This is a genomic window from Colwellia sp. 1_MG-2023 (genome assembly GCF_030546755.1).
Lineage (GTDB): Bacteria > Pseudomonadota > Gammaproteobacteria > Enterobacterales > Alteromonadaceae > Thalassotalea_H.
Genome location: NZ_JAUOPE010000002.1, coordinates 245,266 through 263,279, shown reverse-complemented (window position 1 = coordinate 263,279; position 18,014 = coordinate 245,266). Strand labels below are relative to the sequence as shown.

The following is an 18,014-nucleotide window of genomic DNA, read 5'->3' as shown; positions in this document are numbered from 1 at the left end:
TCAAAGCACTTTTTAATTAGCTTTAAATAGCTATTCCTCTTTTTTATCAAAAGCTTCCACTAAAAATAGCGATATCCTTATCGTCAAAATTTATCACTAACTCTTCGAAATTACTGTTTAAATGTTAATTTATTGTTGATTAATATATTTTATACAATATACTTTTGTTTGCTTTTTAAGCAAATCAATAATAATAAAACCCCGAGGGTAGTGTCGTGAAAATAGAAAATAACCCGTTATATGCCGGATTATTGCTTGGAATGACTATGGTCAGTTCCGTTGCAAATGCCGAGCAAATAGCAACTATGCCGAGTAAAGCAACGGCTCAAGTAATCAATAGTCAACATGCTCAGCATGTGAAAAATATCGATCAACAAGGTTTTAATCCGCCAAGACAAATATCACCCCATCAATTTCAACAACTTTTACAAAACAACCGAAAGATTGATGACTTATACAAAGTAAAACAAACAAGTCTTGTGACTGAAAAACATGCGCAATTATTGTCAGCAAAACAAAGTGGCAAAGATAAAGTCCGTAGTAACAGCACATCAATTGCACCACTTACTTGTACTTCTCCTGCAGAGTTGCAAAATCTTAGTGGTAACGATTTAGTGAATGCCGTGAAAGAAGGAGAATTAACTTCTTGTTTATACGGATTATTTGATACTTCGCTCGTTGGCACGAGTGTGTTTTCTGATGAAAGTGCTTTAACCATTGTAAATGCAATCAATAGTCATTTAGTTGGTTACACAGGTACAGATGTTAACAGTGCTGCTGAACTTGAAAAACTGGTCATTTACTTACGTGCTATGCATTGGGCAGAGTGGGGCAATAATCGTGTAATGCCTGCTGGTTATCAATCAGCGCTTGAGCAAGCTTTTAGTCAATATTTTGCGGGTGAGCATTTCGTTACTTTTAACGGTGACGTAACGCGAGATTTTATGGTGCGTTATGAATTACTGATTTTATTAAGTAGCTCAGGTACAAATAGAATGCCGTATATAGCCCGATTAACCGATGCCGTACTTGGTTATGCTAAAACTGCTAACCAGGATGACAACTGGGGCGTTTACTATGAAGAAAATGGTTTCACGCAGTTATTAACGCATCTATTTAATGCATCAGAAGACAGTAGTGCTGAACTTGAACAAGCAGTAATAAATACCCCAAGCATACTGGCAAATCTGCAAGCCTTTGTTGATGTAGAAGGTACTTGGCTAATTGGTCACACACGTGAATATCAATGGGGCGATAGTGTTAATGAGCTAGCGCGATTTTTACGTTTCGGTGGCACCATTGCCGAGACTGTGCGTCCGAGCATCCAAGCAATTTTAGCGAATTATAGTTATCAAGGTACGGGAAGTTTAGGCTGGTTAAAAGCGCAATCTGCGGTGACATTTTATGATAGTGAAAATTGTGCCTTGTATGGTGATGCTTGTAGCTTTGATTTACAAGCTACGGTTTTATCAGGTAATCACGTCTGTAGTTCAACGTTAAAACTACGCTTTCAACCTCCTATTGCTAATGAAAACCTGGTTGAGATTTGTCAAACGTTAAGTGAACAAGAACAAGAGTTTCATCAATTATTTAACACCAGTGCTGAAACTCCTGTTGCCGATGACAATAATACTGATCTGGAAGTGGTTATTTTCAGTTCATATAACGATTATGACAATTTTGCCGGCAATTTTTTTGGCATCAATACCAATAACGGTGGCATGTATTTAGAAGGTGATCCTTGGGTTGAAAATAACCAAGCACGTTTTATTGCACATCAAGCCACTTGGCTAGCAGATTTTGCTGTCTGGAATTTAGAACATGAATATGTGCATTATCTTGATGGCCGATTTAATAAATGGGGTAATTTTAGCGAACAAGATGCCAATTCCGTTTGGTGGGGGGAAGGTTTAGCTGAGTATTTATCTCAACCTGAAAACAACCCTAATGCTTTGGCAGTAGCGCCACAAGCAACATACAACTTGAGTGAGCTTTTTCAAACAACCTACGAAAACAGTGACACATCAAGAACCTATTATTGGGGATATTTAGCCACTCGCTTTATGTTAGAGCAGCAAACTTCAGAAATAGACAATGTATTACTGCCTAGCCTTCGAGCTCCGAAGAGAGTGATTTCAACCGGTGAGTGTCAATTTGATTGGGGATGGAAACTTAAAACTGAAGCTATTAGTAATAATTGGTCATGGGCCTATGACGATAGTGAATGGTCAACGGGTGATTGGGTTTGGACTTGTGGTCAACCTCAGCCTGAAAACAATGAAGTGCCTGTATATACCCCATATCAAGAAATATTAAATACGTGGGGAACGTCATTTGATGAACAGTTTTCACAATGGTTAGTTTGTTTAGTAGATGGTGAAGGTGTTTGCCAAGCTCAAGCAACTAAACCTGCGGATCTTGATGGTAACGGCGCTGTTGATATTCGGGATGTTAATTTGTTTAACCAATGGTTAAGAGAGGGAGCAGATTTAACACTTGATTATGATTTTAATAAAGATGGCAAGGTCGATCGTCGAGATGTTAGACCTATGATGGCTTTATGTGATCTAGCACGTTGTGCTGTAGCGCCATAAGTCAATTCGCTGCTTTTTCTTTTCTTCATTCAAGCAAAGAAAAAGCAGCATATAACGAGCAATTACTAATAAAAATTACAGGATTTAAACATGAAAAATATATTACTTATTATTGCGCTACTTTTCAGCGTAAACAGTCAAGCAACACTTATTGCTTTGTCATTTGATCAAACAGAATATAATAACAACGAGACCATTACCGGTCAGTTAGTGGCGAGTGATTTATCTTATTTGTTAGGCGGTTTTGCAGGCACCATCAATTTTGACCCTAGTCAACTTGCGTTAACGGGTTGGTCATTTGGCAATGGTTTTGATGATGGACTTGGTAGTTACTCTGCCGTAGATGATAGTGTTGCCGGCACTTTATATTTAGAAGATTTTGCCGATTTTTATGCCGATGAACCGACGATAATTGCGAATCAAGGTGCGAGTTTTGTTTTGGCAAGCTTTACCTTTAATGCGTTATCTTCAGGCATTCAAACGGTAAGTTTACTACAAGGGTTAGAAGTGGTTAGTTTTGATAATTCACAGCTTGAATCATTTGCTGGCCAATCAGTGAGCTTTAATGTTTCACAAGTACCTGAGCCAATGTCGATAGTATTATTAGCTGCTGCTTTAGTTTTCTTAATTCGACGACCAGTAAGTTAATCAATAAGTAAATGATTAACGAAAGCCTATATTCAATGAGAGAGAATCACTCATAGAATGTATAAAAAACAAAGCAGTATCATGAATACTGCTTTGTTAATTTAAAATTGTTGAGAATAAATTAAAACGTAATATGCGTTTTTAAATAAGCAAATAAGTCGCGATAACCTTTACCTAATTTTTCGAGTTTTTTCTCTTTAGCTGCTTGTCTGATCAATTGCCTAAGCTTTTGTCTTTCCATCGACTCATTTTCATTTAATACTTCTTCAATGAAATCATTGCCTTTGTCGATGAGTTGATCTCGTAAACTTTCTAAATGTACAAATTTAGCGGTTTCTTGTTGGTGCTTATTTGCCATTATATCTAAAGCTTGATTAATGGGTTCTAAGTCCATTTCACACAATACTTTAGCCATATGACGTACATGACGGCGCAAAGCTTCGTGCTTATTGATAATTTTGTCAGCTAAAATAAGCTCTTGCTTAAAATCTTCTGGAAAAGGTATTTTGCTGCGTTGATGTTTGGAAAGCTTTACCAACTTTAAGGCAAAATCCTGCATTTGGTGCATTTCACGTTTTATTTCTGATTTACTTTTTAATTCTTCATCGAATTCAGCAGCAGAGTCGGGCATAATAATAGGGCAATTTAACGATTGATGTGACTATTATACAACAAACTGTATGATGGGCTCCACACCGAAATTACCTTCAGGCAATAACTGTTGGTACTTAGTCAACCAAGTAAATTAACGAGATAATCATTGTAATGTCAGAATCTAATAACATCATCACACAAATGGAACAAGTTGAAAGTCGCGTTGCAGATGCTTTAGCTTTAGCTAAATCATTAGGCGCAGATGGCGCTGAAGTAGCAATGAGTCGCCAACAAGGCTTAAGTGTGAGTACCCGATTAGGTGATGTTGAAACCGTTGAATTTACTAATGATGGTGCTTTGGGGATTACCGTTTATCAACAAGGAAGAAAAGGTAGCGCATCAACGGCAGATCTTTCTGAAAATGCTTTAAAACAAGCCGTTCAAGCGGCTGTTAATATCGCAAAGTATACTTCCGTAGATGATTGTTCAGGCCTAGCTGATAAAGCATTGCTAGCCATGAATCCTCAAGATTTAGACTTGCATCATGAAAAAATCTTATCAACTGATGATGCGATAGCCATTGCCAAAGAATGTGAAGATACTGCGTTAGCTTATGATAAACGCATTACCAATTCAGACGGCGCAACTTTAGCTTGCTTTGAAGGTTTTAAAGTTTATGGTAACAGTCACGGACAATTAGTAGGCTATCCAAGTTCACGACACAGTTTAAGCTGTGTGATGATCGCTACGGAAGATGACGATATGCAGCGTGATTATGCCTATACCGTAAATCGTGACTTTAATTTATTAACCGCGCCTCAACAAGTAGGTAAAGAAGCCTCTCAAGAAGCTTTGTCTCGTTTACATGCTCAAAAACTCAAAACTGGCAAAGTACCTGTGATGTTTAGAGCCGATATTGCCAATACGTTTTTTGGCCATTTTATTGCGGCGATCAGTGGAGGTAATTTATATCGAAAGTCATCGTTTTTACTGGATGCTTTAGGTCAGCCTATTTTCCCTGATTTTCTAAATATTCAAGAACGTCCTCATCTGAAAAAAGCGCTTGCAAGTAGTGCCTTTGATAGTGAAGGTGTTGCTACCATTGATCGAGACATTATTAAAACGGGCGCATTAGAAACGTATCTATTGACTAGCTATTCAGCACGAAAACTTGGAATGACAACCACAGGACATGCAGGTGGTATTCATAATTGGCAAGTGTCGGCCAATGGTGGTGACTTTAAACAAATGCTGAAAACCTTAGGAACTGGGCTTTTAGTAACTGAATTAATGGGGCAAGGCGTAAATATCGTCAATGGCGATTATTCGCGCGGTGCCGCAGGTTTTTGGGTAGAAAACGGAGAGCTTGCTTATCCGGTATCTGAAGTCACCATTGCCGGTAACTTAGCCGATATGTTTAAAAACTTAGTCGCGGTAGGTTCTGATTACGACTTAAAAGGTAGCATTAAAACTGGTTCAATTATTCTTGATGAAATGCAAGTTGCAGGTAATTAGCACAAGCTAAAATTCATTTTCAACTGATTTTATTGATCGGTCGCAACTTATATACAGAGTAATAAAGTTGCGGCTTATGTGCCAAGTAATAAAGTTGCAGTTCCCAAGAAAGCAAAAATACCTACTACATCGGTCACGGTTGTTAAAATTACACTACCAGCAAGTGCTGGATCAATATCAAGCTTTTTAAGAAAGAGTGGAATTGTCACACCAGCAATGCCTGCGGCGGTTAAATTCATTAACATGGCGAATGCGATTACTGAGCCAAGCATAAAATCTTGTTTCCAAATCGCGACGACGGTGGCAATTAACAAAGCCCAAATGATCCCATTAAGAAAACCAACAGCAAGTTCTTTATAGAGTAATGTTCGGGCATTACTTTCACCAATATGACCTAACGCCATACCGCGAATAACTAAGGTTAAGGTTTGATTACCAGCAACGCCACCCATACTAGGTACTAAGGTATTTAAAATCGCTAAAATTGCCAGTTGGCCCAAAATATCTTCAAACATGCTGGAAACAGCGACGGCAAATAAAGCGGTAATCAGGTTGACGCCTAACCAAACTGAGCGTTGTTGTGTGCTTTTAAAAACGGGTGCGAAGGTATCGGCTTCATCGTCTAAACCAGCCATACTCATCATGGAATGTTCTGCTTCTTCACGAATAATATCAACGACATCATCAATAGTGATACGACCCAATAAGCGGCCTTCTTCGTCAACTACCGGAGCTGAGAACCAGTCGTAACGCTCAAACAATTGCGCAACTTCGCTCTCTGGCATATCTGCATTGAGCGCGGTAATCTCATCATTAATAAGTTTAGAGATAATGACTTCTGGTTTTGCCGTTACTATATGAGAAAGCGACACCGCGCCAATAAAGTGATCATTTCTATCGACTACATAAAAAGAGTCGGTTGCTTCTGGCAATTCACCTTTAAGACGTAAATAGCGTAATACCACATCAACGGTAACATCAGGACGAATAGTAATGGTATCGGTATTCATGATACCACCAGCGGTATCTTCATCAAAAGACAGTGCCGCTTCTACGCGACTTCTATCTTGAGAATCCATCGAGCTTAATACTTCACGGTAAACACTATCAGGTAATGTACGCAATACTTCAGCAAGATCATCAACGTCCATACCCTCGGCAACTTCGGCGAGTTTTTCAGGGCGCATTTTTTTCAAAATGCCTTTTCGAACTTCTTCGTTTAACTCTTCAAGAACTTCACCGTGATGGTCGTGGTCGATAAGTTGCCATAAAACGGTACGGCTTTTACTGGGAGAAGATTGTAAAATCAAAGCAAGATCGTACGCAGGCATATTTTGCAAAAGCTTGCGGACATAGACAAACATACCGCTGTCGAGTGCTTTGTTGACTTGCAGTAATCGTTGTTGACTGTCTTCTTGTTCTGAAGTTTCCGGCATAAAGCTTTCCTGTGCCGTTAAAAAACGAAAATGGTAATGAGTTATCATGGGCAGAATTTGTTTTATACAACAGAATTATTGGTTGCCCAGTTGCTATTAGTTTATCTCAACTGACTGGTTTTATCAGCTTTTTTCTTATTATATAAGTCAAATTTTACAGCTTTGTGAAAGGGGAATGGGGTTGTTATTCATCCTCATCGAATTTATCGGAAAATAGTTGGCAGACATTATCGAGGGCATCTTGTGCTTCAAGTCCTTCAGTGTGAATGGTTACTTCTTTACCTTGGCCACCTGCTAATAGCATAAGACCCATAATACTACTAGCATCGGCTTGTTTGCTTTCAAGTTCAATGGTTACTTTGGCATCAAACTTTTGGCTTAATTGTGCCAATTTAGTTGCCGCTCTTGCATGCAGCCCTAATTTATTGGTAATGAGTAACGTTTTTTTTAATTTATTAGCCATAGTGCTACGTACTCGCTACTTCAAGGTCACGATGGCGAGCTTGTACATCTTTACGCTCTTTGCGTAAGTTATTGGCGAGTAATTCGGCAATATAAACCGAGCGATGTTTGCCGCCGGTACAACCAATGGCAATGGTAATATAGCTTCTATTATTTCGCTCTAAATGCGGTAGCCATGTCATCATAAAACTATTAATTTGCCAAATAAACTTAGTGACAATAGGTTGGCTAGCGAGAAAATCCTGCACTGGCTGGTCTAGCCCAGTATAAGGTTTAAGGTCTTTTTCCCAAAATGGGTTAGGTAAAAAACGCGCATCAAACACATAATCGGCATCTTGAGGGACGCCATGTTTAAAGCCAAACGATTCAAAAACGACCACCATAGTACCGGTAGTTTTGCCAAGAATGCGTTCTCTGATCAAATCCGCTAACTGATGAGGCGTAAGTTGGCTAGTATTGATGTATAAATTTGCACGGCTTGAAATTGGCTCTAATAATTTTTTTTCAAGCGATATCGCCTGATCAAGTGCGATATTCTGTTTTATCAATGGGTGCAAGCGACGTGTTTCGCTAAAACGTTTAATTAAGTCGTTATCATCCGCATCTAAATAAACAATATTTAAATCTACCGCACTGGGTAAATAATTGATGATTTCAGAAATATCGTTGGGATCTGCCGGTAAGTTACGCACATCTAGACTTACCGCGACCGTTTCATAATCATTAATTACCGTATGTGTTAATGCGGGTAATAGGTTGACAGGGATATTATCTACACAATAATAGCCTAAATCTTCTAGCACTCTTAATGCGACACTTTTTCCTGATCCTGAACGGCCACTAACGATGATGAGTTTCATTGAAGAAATCCTTGGTGCTAAGGTTTAGTTATTATTTTTCAATAAATTGAAAAGCTCTGAACTCGAGTGACATTTTCTGACCTGTTTACAAGTTTTTTTATCACTAAATATTTGTGCAATGCTTTGAAGAGTGGATAAATGCTGTTGACAATTTTCTTCGGGAACGAATAAAGCGATAAAAATGTCGACGGGTCTATTATCGATAGCATCAAAATCAATTGGGGATTCTGTTGTGGCAATCACAACAACGACTTTACCACCATCCGTAAGTCTACCGTGAGGTATAGCAATACCATTGCCAATCCCTGTTGAACCCATTTTTTCACGTGCCATTAGACTTTCTAGCAGTGAATAAGTATTAAAGTCAGTATAAGATTCGGCAGCTTTTTCACAAAGTAGTTCTAAAATACGTTTTTTGCTAGTGGCTTGAACTGCACACAAGGTGCAGTTCTCGTTGATAAGTTCAGTTAATTTCATAATGCTCGTGTTGAAATAGACGTTGGGTTAATGTTGGTTAATTTTGCCTTTGTACTTTAAAACTTGTTTATCGAGTTTATTTACTAAAGCATCGATTGAAGCATACATATCGGCATTTTCGGCTTTTGCGTGTAATTCTGTGCCGTTTAAGTGCGCTGTTGCTTCCGCAATTTGATTCAGTTTTTCTACTGTTAATACCACATGAACATTATTTATATGATCAAAATGTCGTTCCAACTTGGCAAATTTTGTATTGACACTTTCACGTAACGCTTCGGTTATTTCAACATGATGACCAGCAAGATTAATTTGCATAAGCTTAGATCCTTATATAGTTGTTAAAGTAGACTTTTTCGTTGGTTAGAAGGAGGAATTGACAATGATTCTCGATACTTGGCAATCGTTCTTCTGGCGACATTTATACCTTGTTCAGCGAGTAATTCCGCCATTTTACTATCACTTAATGGCTTCGCTGGAATTTCGGCTGCGACCAGTTTTTTAATTAAGGCACGAATAGCAGTTGATGAACATTCACCGCCATTTTCTGTACTCACATGACTAGAGAAGAAGTATTTCAGTTCAAAAATACCTCTAGGGGTATGCATATATTTTTGCGTAGTGACACGAGAAATGGTTGATTCGTGCATGTCGACGGCTTCGGCAATATCATTAAGTACCATAGGTCGCATTGCTTCAGGGCCGTGTTCAAAGAAACCTTGTTGGCGTTGCACAATACAGTTAGAGACTTTTAATAACGTATCATTTCGGCTTTCTAAACTTTTTATAAACCATTTGGCTTCTTGTAAGTTTGAGCGAATAAATTGGCTATCTGCTGAAGATTTCATGGTACGCGCCATTGAAGCATATTGCTGATTAACTGATAATCGAGGCGCCGTATCAGGGTTTAATTCAACCATCCAACGACCATTTTTCTTTTCAACAGAAACATCAGGGATAACATATTGGTCATCACCTTTAATGATGCTATCACCAGGTCTTGGGTCTAAAGATTGAATTAATTTGATCACTTCGCGTAATTGATCTTCTTTTAAGCGAGTTTTTCGCATAATTTGACGATAATCTCGGTTACCCAATAAGTCGATATAGTCATTAATAATCAGCTTACTTTCTTTTAACCAAGGCGTTTCTTTGTCAAACTGGTTTAATTGTATGGTTAAACATTCTGAAATAGAACGAGCGCCAACACCCACAGGGTCAAACATATTGATCCGTTTAAGCACGGCTTCAACTTCGTCAAGTTCAACTTCTTCATTCCCCATAGCTTCAAGAATTTCTTCTACGGTGACTCTTAAATAGCCAGCATCATCTATCGCGTCAATAATTGCGGTAGCAATAGCAAGATCCGTTTCAGAGAATGGCGTTAATTCCATTTGCCAGCGTAAATGATCTTGAATTGAGTCGGTTGTTTCGCCTTGATAAGTATAATCTTCTGAAGCTGGAGTACTTGCGCCAGTATTTGAAACGCCGGCACTGTAGCTTTCTTCCCAGGTAGTGTCTATGTTAAGTTCTTCAGGGATCTCAGACTTATCCATGGCTTCTGTGGTGCTAATTTCATCTATGGTTGGCGCTGAATCTTCACTGCCATCAGATGTTTTGTTCGTTTGTTCTGTCACTCCGGCAGAAAATGCTTCTTCTAAATTATCCGATTGCGTATCATTGTCACTTGGCGTTGATTCATCTACCTCTAATAAAGGATTGCTTTCAAGGGCTTCTTGGATTTCTTGCTGAAGATCCAACGTCGACAATTGCAAAAGCTTAATCGCTTGTTGCAATTGTGGAGTCATGGTGAGTTGTTGTCCTATTCGGAGCTGCAGACTAGGGCGCATTTATCGTATTATTTTCCTGTTTTCTAGCTTCATATCATTTTACTTTTTATCAAAGCTTTCCGTAACTATAGCGTGAATTGTTCACCTAGGTATACATCTCTTACTTGTTGATTAGCAAGAATTTGATCTGCATTGCCTTCAGCGATTAATTCACCGTGACTTACAATATATGCATGCTCACATACGTCTAGTGTTTCACGAACATTGTGGTCGGTAATTAAAATTCCAATGCCCCGTTGCTTTAAGTGTAGGATAATTTTTTTTATATCTCCTACTGAAATTGGGTCAACACCGGCAAATGGCTCATCAAGTAATATAAATTTAGGCTCTGCAGCCAGTGCTCTGGCAATTTCAACGCGGCGACGCTCGCCACCGGATAAACTCATACCTAAATTGTCTTTGATATGGCCAATATTAAACTCTTCAACCAGATGCTCAAGCTTTTCTTCTCGTGCAATATCATCTAAGTCTTTACGAGTTTGAAGGATCGCCATAATATTTTCATAAACGGTAAGCTTTCGAAAAATTGAAGCTTCTTGAGGTAGGTAACCTATACCTTTTCTCGCGCGTTCATGCATTGGTAATAAAGTAATATCTTCATCATTTAAGATAATTGAGCCACTGTCGCTATTGACTAAGCCAACAATCATGTAAAAAGACGTAGTTTTTCCTGCGCCGTTTGGTCCAAGAAGCCCGACAATTTGTCCTTCTTGCACTTTCATGCCGACATTTTTTACGACTTTACGCCCTTTGTATGCTTTCGCTAAATTATTGGCGATTAATGTGGCTTTACTCATTGATTTTCTTTATCCAACGATTTTTTGTTTAACTTTTTTTTCTCAAGGTTTTGAGGCTGTAATACTGTTTGTACTCGGGCATTATCATCGCTACTTGCTTGCACTTGTTCAGTCAGAAAATTATAGGTGATAATAGTCCCACTGACTTTGCTACCTTCTTGGCGAAGCTCGGCATTGCCCGAAATCATCACCGTATTTTTTTCCGGTTGATATTTTATTTCATTGGCTTGTAGATAAATTGGCGTGCCATCTTCTAATACTTGCTCAAAGGTTGCTGGTTGTCCTTTTGCAATATAAGTTTTTTCGTTATTGGAAGACTCTGTGACGACTTGGACAAGATCCGCTTTTATCGTTAATGACCCTTGTGTGATAACAACGTCGTCAATATAACTAAATATTTTATTTTTTAAATCAGCTGCTTGCCTTGAAGCATCTATTTTGATCTCTTCATTGAGATCTACTTTGGCTGCAATAGCGTGATTAGCAATACTTAAGGTTAATCCGAAAGCTAAACAACTAGTTTTTAGTAGGTTGAAATATGGTTTTTTCATGTTTTGTCAGCGTTACTTGTTTTGTGTTTAAGTCTACAATCAGTCCTGTACCATGCATGGTAAAATCAATTCCTTTTATTTCTATCTTTTTTTCTGAACTAATAATATTAGTGTTTAAATCTAATTCTAAATACTTTCCATGGATCTCTTGAATTAAACTTTCACTGTCGGTTGCAATCAACGCCACTTTACTTTCAAGCTTTACTCTATTGCTATTGTAGAGTGTGCCTTCATTTGCACTAATTTTCCATGGCGAATCGGTATTTTTTGGGTATAAGGTATATTTTGGAAATTCAAAATGTGTGACTGCTAATTCGGAATAATGTTCCATTCGATTCGCATCAATAATATAAGAGAGTTGACCTGTATTGTTATAAGTTTCGCTATTTAAGCTTTCAGCAATAAAGTCAGGGGAAACTTTGTTATCAATCGCATTGCTAACTTGATTACTGTTTTGATGCCATTCAATGACAATGTAACTGACTACTGAAAAAATAAAAAACAGTAATGAAACTATATAAATACGTGTCATATACTTGCGCCACTGGCATTTTGCAGGCTATTTTGACTTTGCATAATGATATCGCATATTTCACGTACCGCACCAAAGCCGCCTTTAATCGTTGTTATATGATCAGCTAAATTTAATATAGCAGGATGCGCGTCATTCACGGCTATTGCCAAACCAACATAATCCATACATTGATAATCAGGCATGTCATCGCCAATATAAGCAACCTGATCAGGGGTTAGCTGATGTTTTTCTATTAAGGTTTTTAACGCCGGAAGTTTATTTTCTTCCCCTTGAATAATATGTTTAACGTTAAGGGCAGTCATTCTGGTTTGTACGATATTAGATTGTCGACCTGTGATCACGGCAACGTCAACACCACTAGCGCCTAAAGCTTTAATGCCATAACCATCTTTCGTATGAAAAGCCTTTAATTCTTCCCCATCGTTACCAAGGTAAATACGACCATCAGAAAATACACCATCGATATCACAAACAAAAAGTTTTATGTTTTTAGCTTTTTCGTAAATGTTGTTGGCTATTTCACCGTATAAGGTTTGTGTTGTGTTGTTGGATGACAAGTTTTGTTGTGCCATTAAAGAACTCCTGATTTTAGCAAGTCGTGCATATTCATGGCGCCAACAGGGTGGTTGTTACTATCAACGATAATTAAGCCATTAATTTTATTGTCTTCCATAATTTTTAACGCTTGTGCTGCTAACATTTCTCTATCTGCAACCCTAGGATTTTGAGTCATAACACTGGCTATGTCGTCCTGATGAATATCTATTTTTTCATCAAGAATACGGCGTAAATCGCCATCAGTAAAAAGCCCTGCTAATTCGCCGTTTTCTTTAATGACGGCTGTCATACCTAGGCCTTTTAATGACATTTCAACCAAGGCATCTTTAATCTTCGCGTTTTCATTGACTAATGGTATACGTTCACCACTGTGCATGATGTCTTGTAGGCGCAATAATAACCGTTTTCCTAAACTACCACCTGGATGAGAAAGTGCAAAATCATTGGCGGTAAAATCTTTCGCATTTAACAGCGCTACAGCTAAGGCATCACCCATTACCAGTGTTGCTGTGGTGCTTGAAGTAGGAGCTAAGCCTAACGGACACGCTTCTTGCGTAACTTTAATGCATACATGAGTATCACTTAACTTGGCTAAGGTTGAGTCAGGATTGCTGGTCATGGCAATAAGTTTAGCACCGATACGTTTGATGACAGGAATAATGGCTAACACTTCACCGGTTTCTCCTGAATTGGAGATTGTCAGTACAACATCATTAGCGGTGATCATACCAAGATCGCCATGGCTCGCTTCGCCAGGATGAACAAAAAAAGCAGGGGTACCAGTGCTAGCAAAAGTTGCGGCAATTTTTCCACCGATATGGCCTGATTTGCCCATACCGATAACGATCACGCGTCCTTGGCAGTTAAACATTAATTGACAAGCTAGTTCAAAACCATCATCAATAAATTGCTCAAGTTCAGCAATTGCTTGCTGTTCAATTCCAATTACTTGTTTGGCGAGTTGTTTAAAGTTTTTCATAAATCTATTTAACTTTTCAATTGACTAAAGAGTAGCATTTGATAAGCGATAAAGGTAAATAATAGTAATATCCCTTTAAAACGGGTGATTCTAAAATTGCCAGAATGTCTACTGAAACAAAGAATAAAGAGTAATAAAGTAACGCCTAACATAAATGGCGCATCTCGTACCGATGCATCTTGATCGATATCGCCAGGCGCAATTAAACCGGCTAATGATAATACCGCGAGGATATTAAAAATGTTTGAGCCAATAATATTGCCTAACGCTAAATCATCTTCTTTCTTGATAATACTCATAATACTCGCGGCAAGTTCAGGTAAGCTCGTACCTATTGCGATAACGGTTAAACCGATAACTAAATCACTGATACCAAAAGCTTTTGCAATAAACACGGATGAATCAACCAAATAACTAGCACTTAATGGTAATAAGATAAGACCGACGGTCAACCAAAAGAGTGATTGAGGCGTAGTTATGCCCTCTGGTACTTCTGATTCAGCTTCAATGATCATCGCATCATTGACTTTATTATCTTTCGCACGTCTTAACGTGATTAAAAGCAACGAAATAATATAGATAAAGAAGCCAATAATTAAAATTAGCCCTTCATTAAAACTAAAATGATTATCTGCAAGCATCCAATACGCTAATGCGGTAATCGCTAAAATTAAAGGGATTTCACGTTTAATCGTTGAAGAAGAAACGGATAAAGGGTGGAGTAAAGCGGTAATACCTAAAACTAAGGCAATATTAGTAATGTTGGAACCAATCGCATTACCGATGGCGGTATTGGGATTGCCTTGAAATGATGCGGTTCCCGCTATCATCATTTCTGGTGCGGAAGAACCCATAGCGACGATTGTTAAGCCAATTATCATTGGGGAAATACCAAAGTTTCGCGCAAGCGATGAGGCACCGAAAACAAACTTATCAGCACTCCAAACAAGAGTGACCAGCGAAATAAGTAAAATTAAAATTTGAACAAACATTAAGGACTCCATTAAATCAAAGGTAATTGTCGCCGGTTGGTAAAGAAAACAAAAGAGTTTTTCAGTAAAGAGTCTAAAAAAATTTTGAAGTTATGACTTTTTAGCTAGTTTTTCATCAAATTGTAAATAATTGAAATTTTTTAATCGAGTCATGTTTCTCTTTCTATTAGATTATTCGTTGTTAACTTATTACTCATTCATGTGAATAAACGAATTATTAAACTTACATTTTCTTACGTTTAGATACGTTTTCTTACTAATTATAAACAGAATAAATTGTTAAATTTGGATGAAGTATCTTGCTTAATCAGGTAGAATCCCCGGCTAAGAAATAATATGGATAATTGCTCTAAAAAACTAACTATGTCAGATATTTTAGTAGATATTAAAAACATGACTTTTAAGAGGGACGAACGCATCATTTATGATGATATTAGTTTGCAGATCCCTAAAGGAAAAGTCACCGCAATTATGGGGCCAAGTGGTATAGGGAAAACTACTTTACTGCGCCTTATTGGTGGTCAATTAAAGCCTGAATCAGGCCATATTTACTTTGATCAACAAGATATTCCAGCACTGTCTAGAACGGCACTTTATTCAGCTCGAAAAAGAATGAGTATGTTGTTTCAAAGTGGTGCGTTATTTACTGATATGTCTGTATATGAAAATGTTGCCTTTCCGATCAGAGAGCATGCCCTATTATCTGAAGCTATCATTGAAAAAATGGTTTTGATGAAGTTAGAAGCGGTAGGTTTACGCGGCGCAAGATTTCTAAAGCCAAGTGAATTGTCTGGCGGTATGGCAAGACGTGCCGCATTAGCGCGCGCGATAGCTTTAGATCCTGAGCTTATCCTTTACGATGAGCCGTTTGCCGGACAAGACCCTATATCAATGGGTGTTATTGTTCGACTCATACGTTCTTTAAGTGACACGCTAGGTTTAACCTCCGTCGTTGTTTCTCATGATGTTCCTGAAGTGATGAGCATTGCCGATTATATATACATTATTGCAGAACAAAAAATTATTGGTCATGGAACACCAGAGCAAATTGCTCAACAAACTTCTCCGTTAGTTCAACAATTTGTCAAGGGAGAAGCTGATGGTCCTGTACCATTTCATTTTAAAGCGGAGCCTTATCAAGAAGAACTGTTAGGTAAGGTAGTAAAATCATGAATTTATTAATTTTACTTGGCCGCAAAGTTATCGGACGAGTATCGGCATTAGGTCGTGCAATATTAATGCTAGGCTCAGCTTTATTACATGTACCTAATGTTAAAAAAGGCTTTCCCTTGCTCATGAATCAATTGTATTCAGTGGGTGTTTTATCATTAATTATCGTCTTAGTTTCTGGTTTGTTTATTGGTATGGTTTTAGCGTTACAAGGTTATACTATCCTTGTTGGTTATGGTGCTGAAGCTAGTTTAGGTCCTATGGTGGCGCTTTCATTATTACGTGAATTAGGTCCGGTAGTGGCGGCGTTGTTATTTGCTGGACGAGCAGGCTCTGCACTGACGGCAGAAATAGGTTTAATGAAAGCAACTGAACAACTATCTAGTTTAGAAATGATGGCGGTTGACCCTTTACGTCGAGTGATAGCTCCTAGGTTCTGGGCAGGATTTATTTCTTTGCCTTTACTTGCGGCAATTTTTTCTGCGGTTGGAATTTTAGGTGCACATATAGTTGGCGTTGATTGGCTCGGAGTTGATAGCGGTACTTTTTGGTCAGTGATGCAAGCGCAAGTTTCTTTTGAAAAAGATATTTTAAATGGCGTTATAAAAAGCATTGTTTTTGCTTTTGTTGTTACCTGGATTGCTGTTTATAAAGGTTATGATTGTGAACCAACGTCAGAAGGTATTAGCCGGGCAACAACGGCTACTGTGGTACAGTCTTCGTTATTAGTGTTAGGTTTAGATTTTATTTTAACGGCGTTAATGTTTGCTAAATAGCATGAGCAATAAACGCAGTATATATTTTAGAGTGTGGTGAATGACATGGTGTCGAAAAAAGTTGAATTATTAGTAGGATTGTTTGCAGCAATAGGGATTGCTGCAATATTGATGTTATCGTTAAAAGTGGCTGATAGCGGTATATCGGGGAATGGCAGCACATATCAGCTTTATGCAAAATTTGACAATATTGGTGGGTTAAAGGTTCGTTCGCCTATTAAAGTAGGTGGCGTAGTGGTTGGTCGCGTCAGTAAAATTAGTTTAGATGCTGAAGATTATACTCCAGTGGTCACATTAGATATTTTCTCAGAGTATGATAACTTCTCTGAAGCGACCTCTGTCTCTATTTTAACGTCAGGTCTATTAGGCGAGCAATATGTTGGGTTATTACCTGGTTTTATCGATGAGTCAGTTGAAACCTTAGTTGCCGGTGATTATATCGAAGATACGAAACCGGCTTTAGTGTTAGAAGAACTAATCGGACAATTTTTATTTAGTCAAGGGAGTGGTGATTAGTGTTTGAGTTAGGAAAAATATATTCTATGAACAAAATAATTCCTGTAATAGCGTGCTTGTTGTTTGGTGTTAATGTATCTGCGAATGAATACGTTCATCATTTTTCTCCTATGCCTCTAACAGAAGGTAGTTCGGCTAGTGTTGATAAAAAAGATCCGTATAAAATGATAAAAACAGTCGCAGATATTACCTTTAAACGATTTGCGAATGAACAAAATGCTATTCAGAAAAACCCAAATATATTAAAAGACATAGTTCGTGAAGAATTGATCCCTTATATCAATTATCAGTATGCGGCATTTAAAGTGATAGGCAGTAACTTTAAAAAAACCAATAAAAATGAACGTGCTGAATTCGTGCCGGTATTTAGAGATTATTTAATTACTTCATATGCACAGGTGTTTACTTTATATAAAAATCAACAAGTGACCTTTGCTCCGGCTAAAGATTTTAGTGATGATAAGGTGGTAGCGGTAAATACTAGTGTGATAGAACCTGGACGTCCAGCTATTGATATTTCGTTTCGAGTACGAAAAAGTAGCAAAACCAATGAGTGGAAAGCTTACGATATGGTTGCTGAAGGCGTGAGTTTACTTGACAGCAAACAAGCTGAATTAAATAGTTTAATTCGTCAAAAAGGTTTGTCGCATGTTACTGAAATGCTAAAAGAAAAAGCGCAAAAAAATATAGTTTTTAAATAAGGTTGT

20 protein-coding genes are annotated in these 18,014 nt (G+C 38.0%); 7 read left to right on the top strand and 13 right to left on the bottom strand.

The window, feature by feature from the left end; translation table 11 throughout:
• The first annotated feature begins 215 nt into the window (after positions 1-215).
• A complete protein-coding gene (locus tag Q4493_RS03325; protein ID WP_303449393.1) occupies positions 216-2,594 on the top strand; it encodes a collagenase in 2,379 nt (792 codons plus the stop codon).
• Between the two features lie 90 nt (positions 2,595-2,684).
• Positions 2,685-3,242 carry a PEP-CTERM sorting domain-containing protein gene (locus Q4493_RS03320; protein ID WP_303449391.1) on the top strand — a complete coding sequence of 186 codons (558 nt, stop codon included), beginning with the start codon at positions 2,685-2,687 and terminating at the stop codon, positions 3,240-3,242.
• 121 nt (positions 3,243-3,363) lie between these two features.
• On the opposite strand, the gene yjgA is transcribed toward Q4493_RS03320, so the two are convergent.
• Positions 3,364-3,873 carry a ribosome biogenesis factor YjgA gene (gene yjgA, locus Q4493_RS03315; RefSeq protein WP_303449389.1) on the bottom strand — a complete coding sequence of 170 codons (510 nt, stop codon included), beginning with the start codon at positions 3,871-3,873 and terminating at the stop codon, positions 3,364-3,366.
• A 152-nt stretch (positions 3,874-4,025) separates the two neighbouring features.
• Here yjgA and pmbA point away from each other — a divergent pair, with 152 nt between their 5' ends.
• Positions 4,026-5,351: a metalloprotease PmbA gene (gene pmbA, locus Q4493_RS03310; protein ID WP_303449576.1), complete on the top strand. Its 1,326-nt coding sequence runs from the start codon at positions 4,026-4,028 to the stop codon at positions 5,349-5,351.
• 74 nt (positions 5,352-5,425) lie between these two features.
• Here the strand turns inward: pmbA and mgtE are convergent, their stop codons facing one another.
• The 12 genes from mgtE to Q4493_RS03250 all read right to left on the bottom strand — a co-directional run bounded on the left by mgtE (position 5,426) and on the right by Q4493_RS03250 (position 14,845).
• The gene (gene mgtE, locus Q4493_RS03305; RefSeq protein ID WP_303449388.1) at positions 5,426-6,787 is read right to left on the bottom strand and encodes a magnesium transporter; all 1,362 of its coding nucleotides are present in this window, start codon (positions 6,785-6,787) and stop codon (positions 5,426-5,428) included.
• Between the two features lie 184 nt (positions 6,788-6,971).
• Entirely contained in the window at positions 6,972-7,250 is a 279-nt protein-coding gene (locus tag Q4493_RS03300) for an HPr family phosphocarrier protein (RefSeq protein WP_303449386.1), read from the bottom strand.
• A 4-nt stretch (positions 7,251-7,254) separates the two neighbouring features.
• On the bottom strand, positions 7,255-8,109 hold the full coding sequence (gene rapZ, locus Q4493_RS03295) for an RNase adapter RapZ (RefSeq protein WP_303449384.1): 855 nt from the start codon (positions 8,107-8,109) through the stop codon (positions 7,255-7,257).
• A 24-nt stretch (positions 8,110-8,133) separates the two neighbouring features.
• Positions 8,134-8,586: a PTS IIA-like nitrogen regulatory protein PtsN gene (gene ptsN, locus Q4493_RS03290; RefSeq protein WP_303449382.1), complete on the bottom strand. Its 453-nt coding sequence runs from the start codon at positions 8,584-8,586 to the stop codon at positions 8,134-8,136.
• A 27-nt stretch (positions 8,587-8,613) separates the two neighbouring features.
• Positions 8,614-8,901, bottom strand: coding sequence for a ribosome hibernation promoting factor (gene hpf / locus Q4493_RS03285; RefSeq protein ID WP_303449380.1), 288 nt, complete (start codon positions 8,899-8,901; stop codon positions 8,614-8,616).
• Positions 8,902-8,924: 23 nt separating this feature from the next.
• A complete protein-coding gene (locus Q4493_RS03280) occupies positions 8,925-10,433 on the bottom strand; it encodes an RNA polymerase factor sigma-54 (protein ID WP_303449378.1) in 1,509 nt (502 codons plus the stop codon).
• A gap of 65 nt (positions 10,434-10,498) precedes the next feature.
• On the bottom strand, positions 10,499-11,230 hold the full coding sequence (lptB, locus tag Q4493_RS03275) for an LPS export ABC transporter ATP-binding protein (RefSeq protein ID WP_303449377.1): 732 nt from the start codon (positions 11,228-11,230) through the stop codon (positions 10,499-10,501).
• Positions 11,227-11,781: a lipopolysaccharide transport periplasmic protein LptA gene (gene lptA, locus Q4493_RS03270; protein ID WP_303449375.1), complete on the bottom strand. Its 555-nt coding sequence runs from the start codon at positions 11,779-11,781 to the stop codon at positions 11,227-11,229. Before lptA ends, lptB begins: the two co-directional genes overlap by 4 nt.
• On the bottom strand, positions 11,747-12,313 hold the full coding sequence (gene lptC, locus Q4493_RS03265) for an LPS export ABC transporter periplasmic protein LptC (protein ID WP_303449373.1): 567 nt from the start codon (positions 12,311-12,313) through the stop codon (positions 11,747-11,749). Before lptC ends, lptA begins: the two co-directional genes overlap by 35 nt.
• Positions 12,310-12,888, bottom strand: coding sequence for a 3-deoxy-manno-octulosonate-8-phosphatase KdsC (gene kdsC / locus Q4493_RS03260; protein ID WP_303449371.1), 579 nt, complete (start codon positions 12,886-12,888; stop codon positions 12,310-12,312). Before kdsC ends, lptC begins: the two co-directional genes overlap by 4 nt.
• Positions 12,888-13,853, bottom strand: coding sequence for a KpsF/GutQ family sugar-phosphate isomerase (locus tag Q4493_RS03255; protein WP_303449370.1), 966 nt, complete (start codon positions 13,851-13,853; stop codon positions 12,888-12,890). Before Q4493_RS03255 ends, kdsC begins: the two co-directional genes overlap by 1 nt.
• Before the next feature lie 8 nt (positions 13,854-13,861).
• The gene (locus Q4493_RS03250; RefSeq protein WP_303449368.1) at positions 13,862-14,845 is read right to left on the bottom strand and encodes a calcium/sodium antiporter; all 984 of its coding nucleotides are present in this window, start codon (positions 14,843-14,845) and stop codon (positions 13,862-13,864) included.
• Between the two features lie 363 nt (positions 14,846-15,208).
• Here Q4493_RS03250 and Q4493_RS03245 point away from each other — a divergent pair, with 363 nt between their 5' ends.
• The 4 genes from Q4493_RS03245 to Q4493_RS03230 are packed head-to-tail and all read left to right on the top strand — an operon-like array spanning position 15,209 to position 18,008.
• Entirely contained in the window at positions 15,209-16,018 is an 810-nt protein-coding gene (locus Q4493_RS03245; protein ID WP_303449574.1) for an ATP-binding cassette domain-containing protein, read from the top strand.
• Positions 16,012-16,791, top strand: coding sequence for a lipid asymmetry maintenance ABC transporter permease subunit MlaE (gene mlaE / locus Q4493_RS03240; protein WP_303449572.1), 780 nt, complete (start codon positions 16,012-16,014; stop codon positions 16,789-16,791). Before Q4493_RS03245 ends, mlaE begins: the two co-directional genes overlap by 7 nt.
• A gap of 45 nt (positions 16,792-16,836) precedes the next feature.
• Complete coding sequence (gene mlaD, locus Q4493_RS03235) at positions 16,837-17,307, top strand: outer membrane lipid asymmetry maintenance protein MlaD (protein ID WP_303449367.1); 471 nt, start codon at positions 16,837-16,839, stop codon at positions 17,305-17,307.
• A gap of 26 nt (positions 17,308-17,333) precedes the next feature.
• On the top strand, positions 17,334-18,008 hold the full coding sequence (locus Q4493_RS03230; RefSeq protein WP_303449366.1) for a phospholipid-binding protein MlaC: 675 nt from the start codon (positions 17,334-17,336) through the stop codon (positions 18,006-18,008).
• Positions 18,009-18,014: the final 6 nt, after the last annotated feature.